This is a genomic window from Catenuloplanes sp. NPDC051500 (assembly GCF_044454585.1).
Lineage (GTDB): Bacteria > Actinomycetota > Actinomycetes > Mycobacteriales > Micromonosporaceae > Catenuloplanes.
Genome location: NZ_JBITDX010000044.1, coordinates 25043 through 33271, shown reverse-complemented (window position 1 = coordinate 33271; position 8229 = coordinate 25043). Strand labels below are relative to the sequence as shown.

The 8229-nt window shown below is 70.0% G+C and carries 8 protein-coding genes; 3 read left to right on the top strand and 5 right to left on the bottom strand.

All coding sequences use genetic code 11. The features are described 5' to 3' along the window. Nucleotides 1-780: 780 nt before the first annotated feature. Nucleotides 781-1092: a hypothetical protein gene (locus ACIA8K_RS40420; RefSeq protein ID WP_396068808.1), complete on the top strand. Its 312-nt coding sequence runs from the start codon at nucleotides 781-783 to the stop codon at nucleotides 1090-1092. 178 nt (nucleotides 1093-1270) lie between these two features. On the opposite strand, the gene ACIA8K_RS40415 is transcribed toward ACIA8K_RS40420, so the two are convergent. Next, nucleotides 1271-1855, bottom strand: coding sequence for a hypothetical protein (locus ACIA8K_RS40415; protein ID WP_396068807.1), 585 nt, complete (start codon nucleotides 1853-1855; stop codon nucleotides 1271-1273). 117 nt (nucleotides 1856-1972) lie between these two features. On the opposite strand from ACIA8K_RS40415, the gene ACIA8K_RS40410 reads away from it, so the two are divergent. Further along, entirely contained in the window at nucleotides 1973-2497 is a 525-nt protein-coding gene (locus ACIA8K_RS40410) for a GNAT family N-acetyltransferase (protein ID WP_396068806.1), read from the top strand. A 30-nt stretch (nucleotides 2498-2527) separates the two neighbouring features. Here the strand turns inward: ACIA8K_RS40410 and ACIA8K_RS40405 are convergent, their stop codons facing one another. Beyond that, nucleotides 2528-3901, bottom strand: a complete 1374-nt coding sequence (locus ACIA8K_RS40405; RefSeq protein ID WP_396068805.1) for a hypothetical protein — start codon at nucleotides 3899-3901, stop codon at nucleotides 2528-2530. Between the two features lie 268 nt (nucleotides 3902-4169). Between ACIA8K_RS40405 and ACIA8K_RS40400 the strand changes: the two genes are divergently transcribed. Next, nucleotides 4170-5150, top strand: a complete 981-nt coding sequence (locus ACIA8K_RS40400) for a LacI family DNA-binding transcriptional regulator (protein ID WP_396068804.1) — start codon at nucleotides 4170-4172, stop codon at nucleotides 5148-5150. Here ACIA8K_RS40400 and ACIA8K_RS40395 read toward each other — a convergent pair. The 3 genes from ACIA8K_RS40395 to ACIA8K_RS40385 are packed head-to-tail and all read right to left on the bottom strand — an operon-like array spanning nucleotide 5138 to nucleotide 8182. After that, on the bottom strand, nucleotides 5138-6187 hold the full coding sequence (locus ACIA8K_RS40395) for a spore photoproduct lyase family protein (protein ID WP_396068803.1): 1050 nt from the start codon (nucleotides 6185-6187) through the stop codon (nucleotides 5138-5140). The genes ACIA8K_RS40400 and ACIA8K_RS40395 overlap by 13 nt on opposite strands. Next, nucleotides 6184-6936: a class I SAM-dependent methyltransferase gene (locus ACIA8K_RS40390; protein WP_396068802.1), complete on the bottom strand. Its 753-nt coding sequence runs from the start codon at nucleotides 6934-6936 to the stop codon at nucleotides 6184-6186. Before ACIA8K_RS40390 ends, ACIA8K_RS40395 begins: the two co-directional genes overlap by 4 nt. A gap of 43 nt (nucleotides 6937-6979) precedes the next feature. Then, the gene (locus ACIA8K_RS40385; RefSeq protein ID WP_396068801.1) at nucleotides 6980-8182 is read right to left on the bottom strand and encodes an MFS transporter; all 1203 of its coding nucleotides are present in this window, start codon (nucleotides 8180-8182) and stop codon (nucleotides 6980-6982) included. Nucleotides 8183-8229: the final 47 nt, after the last annotated feature.

Here is an 8229-nt window from a genome sequence, read left to right as displayed (position 1 = left end):
GTCGATTTGAGAAGGATCCGCGATGACCGCGTCTTTGTCTCCCGAACCACCCCAAAGTGGGCGATTCGTACACCACCTCCGTGGACGTGACCCTGTGGCGGGGTGCGCGGGTGTAGCGCGGCTGTCGCCTCAGCGGCGGTTGGCCGAGTCGGCAGCGGTCGGGGGTGTCGCAAGGGCTGACACCGATGCCGCACGTGTCGCGGAGGGTTCCGGCAAGTCGGGGCTGTTGCGGAAGGCTGCGAGTGGCGCGGGGATCGCCTCAGCGGCGGTCTGCCGGGCCGTCCCAGCGTGATTGGCCGGCCAGGATCGGCATCGAGGCCGAAAGTCCCGCGGTGGGCAAGCCGATCGTGGCCCTGTGGGATCGGTCTCGGTCTCGTTCTGAGGTGGTGGATCACCACCTCGTCCGATATGCCAGATACAACCTTTCGCCTGCGGCCTGCTTGAGGCGACGTCAAGATCCTTGCGCTCCTGGTGGCCCCTATTCGGCCGGAATAAGGGCCACCAGGAGCGCAAGGATCTTGCATCCCGAAGGATGGACGCCGCATCCCGGCCTCCGGCCGGGCGTGGCGCGGGATCCGCGGTCTGAGCGCTACCGCGGGTGGAATCTCACCGAAGCCCTCCGTGCGACGCACGCGACACGCCACACCCGGGAACCCTCTACTGACCTTTCGGTGCCAGGGTTGAGATGCCTACTGAGACGCTCATCCAGACGCTGGAGGATCGGTAAGCGATCCAGGCACCGAAGAACGTCCGTGCGAAAGCGCGATCGCCCGCGGTTACGTGCGCTTCGACGACACGCACCGCGGTCATGTCCAGGCGCCGCCGTCGCCGTGGCGGCATGCGCGCGGCAACCGCCGACTCGATCTGGTCGTCTGCTTACGCGAGCCCGGTGACGTCCTGAGCGGCTGGCTCACGTTCCTGCGGGGGCAGATCCGCACGCATGGCGACGTGCGTGCCACGCTCCAGCTCGGCGAGGAGGGCAACCACGCCGGGACGGGCGGCGACGGCGGGCAGCCCGCGGTCCGGCGGGCGATCGTCGAGGGTGTGCTCGCCGCGCGGGCCGAGGTGGACCGGCTCGGCCCGACGTGCTGATCGGCTGCAACTCCACGCCGATCTTCGACCCGGCGCAGGAGTTCCGGGCCTCGCTGCGCGGCGGCGACTTCGCCGGCGCGCTCGACTACGCCGGGCTGGACTTCTTCCCGGAGGTGTTCGCGCCGATCCCGGCAGAACCGCGCGCCGGGGTCGCTGACGACCGTGCGCACGGGAAGGACTACAGCTTGGGGCCGAGGCAGACGACCAGGCTGACGGTCAGTTCGTCGATGGCCTTGACGGAGTCGAGTTCCCCGCCGGTGCTCTGGAGTTCCCAGGTGTAGGCGGAGGTGGCGTTCCGGACGCCGTCGCAGCGGGACTGGACCTTGTCCGAGTCGACGTTGGTGAGGACCATGTAGACCTGCTGGGTGGCCTGCGGGTTGTCACAGTCCGTGAGGTACCTCTCGGAGCCGGCGTATTCGACGCAGTCACCGATCTTCGCGCCGTTCATCGCCTTCGACGGGTCGGCGCCCTTCGGGCCGAGGCAGATCAGCGAGTCCTCCTGGAGCTGCACCGTGGTGCCGGGCACCGTGGTGCAGCCGGACGACGAGCCATAATCCTTGAGCTTCAGCACGGTGTACGTCGCATCGGGCTCATCGCAGTCGATCACGTTGTAGGTGGTCTTGTCGCCGTCCGTCTTCTCCTGGACGCAGCCGCCGACCTCGGCATCGTTGATGGTGGACAGTGACCAGAACGACGCCGAGCAGCCGGTGACCAGCGCCAGCGCGGCGACGACCGGCATTGCACGGCGGATTGTTCTCAGCATGGCGTCTCCCCGGGTAGCCATCCGAATCCGTCGTGGAGTCTAAGGTCCACCCGGGCGGAGCGCGCGGTGAGCCGAGGCGGCTTGGAACACGGCAATGACTGTGCCCAGAATGATCAGATGATTACTCTGGAGACGGATCGGCTAAGGCTGCGCAGCGAGTGGCGCGACGACGACCTGGACGCGCTGGCCGCGATGAACGCGGACCCGGAGGTGATGCGTTACATCCTGGACGGCGCGGTACGGGATCGGGAGCAGTCGGCCGCCGCGCTTGCGAAGTTCGCGCGGGACTGGCGGGAGCGCGGCTACGGGCTGTTCGCGATCGACGTGCGGGAGACCGGGGCGCTGGCCGGCTGGGCAGGGCTGGCGCTGCCCGCGTTCCTGCCGGAGGTGATGCCGTCGGTGGAGATCGGCTGGCGGCTGGCCCGCGGGTCCTGGGGAAAGGGCTATGCGACCGAGGCGGCCACAGCGGCGCTGCGGTTCGGCTTCGACGAGCTGGGGCTGGACCGGGTGATCAGCATCCGGCACCCGGAGAACGTCCGCTCGGCGCGGGTGATGGAGAAGCTTGGGCTGGCCTACGAGTTCGACGCGGTCATCCCGGTCTATCACCAGCAGGTCGCCGTCCACGCAATCGCCCGGGGCTGACAGCGGTAACTGCCGGCCCCGGGCGACAGGTCAGCCGATCGGCTGCACGCGCGCGATCGTGATCGTGGTGTTTCCGCTGCCCGCAGCCGGATAGGCCGCGCTGCCGTCGGCGTACCCCTTGAAGGCCTGGTAGTTGTGGTCCTTCGCCGGGATGGTGAACTGGGCGCCGGCCGTCCTGCCGCTCGCGGAGTCGTAGGCCTGTGCGGCCATGCCGGAGCCGGCGGCCCAGGTCAGCAGCATGTGCCCGGTGCCGTAACTGACCAGGTGCGGGTGCTGCGACGTCGAGGCCGTGGTGATCGTGGTGTCGGACGCGCCTGTGGTGAAGTGTTCGAGGCGCACCGCGTTGCCCTGACTCCAGGCGGTCCAGTAACCGGTGGACTTGGCCAGCACCAGGTCGCCACCGAAGAGCGTGCCGTCACACGTACCCGCGGCGATTGTGCGATAGGGGTTGGGTTGTGCGATACGGCATGCGTTGTCGGTGGCGCACACGGTGACGAATTTCTTCGCGCGCGGGTCGTAGACGATGCGTGATGTCCAGGCGTGGCTGCACCCTACCTCGAATGCGTCCTTGTGTCCGGTGACCAGCCCGCCTGACGCATTCACCACCTGCATCCTGTCGCCTTCGTGAATGTCGACGCACGCGCCGTTCTTGACGGTGATCGCGGTCCCGAAGTAGGCGGCGACGTTCGCGCCGTCGGAGGCGAGGCGGCCGTGGTGCTGGTACCACCAGATGAACCGGGCGCCGTCGTCGTAGCCGGCCCGGGTGTCGCTCAGGTTGGTCACCTGGCGTTCCCAGACCTGCTGGCCGGACGCGTCGAAACGGATCATGACCATGGTGCGGCACGGGCTTGACTCGCCACCACAGAGCGGTGTGTCACCGCAGTCGCCGGCCCGGGTCACCAGCAGCACACCACCGTTCGCGTCGGCCTGCACGTCCTGCAGGTCGACAGCGGTGAAGCTGGTCGGCGTTCCGGTCAGCTTGTCGTCGCAGCCGAGTTTTCCCAGGTGGACCGTGCCGTTGGTGCCGAGCCAGGCCAGCCAGGACGTGCCGGACGGGGTGGCCGCGAGCGCCATCGGCAGCGGGTCGGTGTCGCCCTCGTTGCCGTAACCGGCGACGGCCGCGGGCAGCGAGACCTGGGTCGTCTTGACGACCGGGCCGGCACCGACCGGGCGTCCGCAGTCGCCGGAGGTCGCGGGCGCGCTCGGGCTCGGTGACGTGCTCGGCGACGGTGACGGCGTGGGCGACTGTGACGCGCTCGGGGCCGGCGCCGTGGTCGGGGTCGCCTCCCCGGTGGCCGCGGCCGGTGAGATGGCCTCGGGCTCCGAGGACGACGACGGCCCGGTAAGGGTAAGCGCCGCGGCGGTGGCGACCGTGGCCACGACCGCGAGCGCCGAGGCCGCCACGATTGCTGCCCGGCGGCTTCTCCACCCACCCGCGCGATGCCTGTGGGCCGGCGGCGGGACTTCAGTCATGTGCGTTTCCGTCCTTGTATTAACTTGTCTTTAGGGGCGGACTAAATTGCGCTTAGAAAATGGCGGTCAGGCCCTCATTCCGAGCGCACTCTACCCCATTTCCATGACCTCCCTGGGAGCGCGCCCATGCTGCTCCGGCGCCGAGGTGCGTGAGCGGGGTTCACTTCTGCCGGGATCGCCTGATATCTATGCTTGGCCGATGGAGCAGCGGCCGGTCACCATCTCGTACATCGCGGCGTCCGCGGGCGTGTCAGTGCCGACCGTCTCCAAGGTGCTCAACGGCAGAGCCGGCGTGGCCGCTGACACCCGCACCCGGGTCGAGGCGCTGATCGCGGAGCTCGGCTACCGCAAGCCGGTCTCGCCGGTCCGCAGTCGCCTGCTGGAACTGGTCTTCGAGGACCTCCACCACGCCTGGGGCACCGAGATCATCCGTGGCGTCGAGCAGGTCGCCCGGCGGCACCGGCTGGGCGTGGTGCTCTCCGAGTTCGGCCCGGACCACTCCACGATCCGCTACTGGATCGAGGACGCGCTGGCCCGCCGGCCCGCCTGCGTGGTCACTGTCGCGCAGCTCACCGAGCGCGAACGGCAGCGGCTGCGCCAGCAGGGCATCCCCTGCGTGGTGCTCGACCCGACCGCGGAACTGCCGGACGGCGTGCCGTTCATCGGCGCCACCAACTGGGCCGGCGGGCGCGCCGCCACCCGCCACCTGATCGGCCTCGGCCACACCCGGATCGGCATGGTCGCCGGGCCGGACGACGTGCTGTGCTGCCGGGCACGCCTGGACGGGTACCACGCGGCGCTGGCCTCGGCCGGGCTGCCGCCGCTGATCGTGCACGCGGCGCTGACAAGCGAGGACGGTACGCGCGCGGCACGATCACTGCTTGCGGAGGGGGTGACCGCGATCTTCGCCTGCAACGATCTCCAGGCGCTCGGCGTCTACGCCGCGGCCCGCACCGCAGGTCTGCGCATCCCGGCCGACCTCAGCGTGGTCGGTTTCGACGACCTGCCGGTGGTCGCGCACGTGGACCCGCCGCTGACCACTGTCCACCAGCCGCTTATCGAGATGGCGATCGCGGCGACCGAGATGGCGCTCGCGCTCGGCCGGGGCGAGAGTCCGGCGCAGCTCGGCTTCGAGCTGGCGACCAGCCTGACGGTCCGCGGTTCCACTCAGAACGCGTAACGGACCCGGCAGTAAGGCGTGCGCCGCGCGATCAGGTCCGTGAGCTGGGCGACATATCGGCCTTTGTCGCCCACGCGGTACCGTACGTTCCACGAGCCGTTCTGTGACCGTTTCGGCTCCTGCATCGCGGGGCGCCAGAGCAGCTCCTCCGCCTTCGGATGCCAGCCGAGGTTGACCTCGTGCAGGTCCCGGTTGTGCGTCAGGAAGATGATCTCGGCGGCGAGCTGTGCCTTCGCGGCCGGGCCGATGCCGGCGTCGAGCTGGTCGAGCAGCTCCGCCCAGTCCGCAAGCCAGCCGTCCCGGACCACGACCGGGCTGAAGTTGACGTGCACCTCGTACCCCGCCGCCACGAAGTCGTCGATCGCCGCGATCCGCTCCGCGATCGGCGAGGTGCGGATGTCGAGCAGTTTCGCGTCCGCGGTGGGCATGAGCGAGAACCTGATCCGGGTACGCCCGCGCGGCTCCCAGCCCAGCAGATCTCGGTTGACGTGCTTGGTGGCGAACGACGCCTTCGCGTTCGGCAGCTCCCGGAACAGCGTGACCAGGTCCTGGACGTTGTCGCTGATCCGGGCGTCGAGGCTGCAGTCCGAATTCTCGCCGATGTCGTAGACCCAGGCCGCCGGGTCACACTCGTTCGGCGCGGGCTTGGCGCCCTGCCGTCCCGCGTGCCGCCGGACGTACCCCGTGATCCGGTCGATGTTCGTGAACACGGTGATCGGGTTGCTGTAGCCCTTGTGCCGGGGCACGTAACAGTAGGCACAGGCCATCGCGCAGCCGTTGGCAGTCGACGGGGCGATGAAGTCCGCAGACCGCCCGTTCGGCCGCGCCGTCATCGTCTTCTTCACGCCAAGCACGAGCGCCTCGCGTTTGATCCGCACCCACCTGTTGACGTTCGTCTCGTCCCCGTACAACTCCGGGATCCGGTTGTGGCTCTCCACCTCGACGATCTCCGCGTCCGGCCAGCGCGCCAGCACCTCCCGCCCACGCGGCAGCAGCGCCGCCGCCGGCTCGACGTAGATCCGGCGGATGTCGATCATGTGCGGCGGGCGAGGTGCAGGATGACGTCGCCGTTGATCTCCACGTGCTCGGGCAGCACCCCGGCGATCGCCTCGAAGGCCTGTGCACGGTCGGCCGGCGGGAGTTGGAGGTAGGCGGAGATCGTCGACAGATGGCCGACGAAGTCGTCCGCGGTCAGCGTGAAGCGTCGCGGAACCAGGATCTGCCTGACGTCGGTGAACAGGGCGGACGCCTCAAGCTCGGTTCCCGGCCACTGCATCTCCCGCTCCGGCGGGGTGCCGTCCGGGGACGGGAACCCGTCGGTGTCGAGGAAGGGCGCGCGGGCCTCGCTCACCGCCCTCTCGACCTCCGGGTCGGCCGGTTGCACCGGGCCGCCGAAGGAGGCGAAGACGCCTCCCGGCTCCAGCAGTGCGGCGACCCGCTCCCACCGGCCTTCCGGCGTGGTCCAGTGCATCGCGGCGGCGGCGTAGACGAGGTCGTGACGCTCGTCCGTGGGCAGATCCTCAAAGGCGGCGCGCCTGGGGCGTACCGTGGAAGGCACGTGCTTCTGCAGTTCAGCGAGCATGTCGGGATCGGGGTCGGTCGCGGTCACCGCGATGCCGTGGGCGGCGAACACGCGGGTCGCCTTTCCGGTCCCGGCGCCGATCTCCAGGGCCGTGCGGACCGGCCGGCCCGCATAGCCGAGCACCGCCTCGACGACCTCGTCGGAGTAGCCGGGCCGGAACCGCTCGTAAGCCTCCGCCACTGCCCCGAAGCTCAACGCACGCATGCAGCCCATCCTGCCACGGGCCGCCGGTCGAGCCGCGCAACCGTCAGGTGAGGGCGGGGCGGGAGGACTGGGCCCAGCGGGCCACCGGCGGGACCAGCGTGCCGGCACATGCGAAGAGCGCGCCGAGCAGAAGCCAGCCCGGCGTGCCCCAGCCGAGCGTCAACGCGGTCACCACGACCGGGGCGAGCATCTGGCCGAACTGGTGGCCCATGGCGAACGTGCCCTGGTACTGGCCGTGGGCGCCCTCCGGGGCCAGGCCGAACGACAGGCCCCAGCCGCCCGCGGAGTACCAGAGTTCGCCGATGACGTGGGCCACGGCGGCCAGCACCAGCAAGGCCATGGTCAGGCGGCCGCTGCTGTGTGCGGTGGTGGAGAAGATGAGGCAGGCGGCGAGCAGGGCGAACCCGGCGCGGCGGGAGGCGCGGGCGGCGCCGGGGATGCCGTCGGCGCCCCGGGACATGCGGACCTGGAGGAGGACGACGCTTACGGTGTTGACCACGACGACGACGGCGATCATCCAGTGCGGGGCGTCGGTGCGGTCCGCGACCCAGAGTGGCATGGCGACCTCCAGCAGGCCGAAGTTGATGGCGAGGAGGCCGTCGAGGACGGTCAGGACGAGGAACGGGCGGTCGCGGAGGGCGGTGAGGCGGGGGCCGGAGCCGGTGTGACGCACGGGTGCGACGGGGGTGAGGCGGGTGAGGGCGAGGCCGGCCAGCATGAACGACACCGCGTCCCCGACGATCATCGCGAGGAAGGCCTCCCGGGTGCCGATCGCGAGTCCGATCCCTGCCGCTCCGGCGCCCACAGTGATTCCCACGTTGGTGACGGCGCGCAGGTAGGCGCGGGTGTGGACGCGGCGGTCGGGTGGGACGGCACTGCCGATGATGGCGCCGCGGGCGGAGCGCTGGGCCGCGTCGAAGACGGCCATCGGGGCCGCCACCAGCAGGAAGGTGGGGAGGGAGTGGACGGTGAGCATGGCCAACTCGGTGACCCCGAGGGCCAGCAGGCAGCCGATCGAGACGCCGCGCGGGCCGAGGTTGTCGGCGAGATAGCCGGTGGGGGTGCTGAGGACCAGCATGATCAGGGCGACGGTGGTCAGGGCGAGGCCGGTCTGAGGTACGGACAGGCCGACGATCCGGGTGAGGTAGAGCGCGCTTGAGGCCATCCACAGGCCGTTGCCGACCGTGCTGATCAGGGTGGCGATCGACAGGGTGCGGACGGGTCCGGGGCCGGGAAGGAGGCGCATGACAGACATTCAAACAGTACGTACGTACGGTTTGCAAGCCCGCAGGA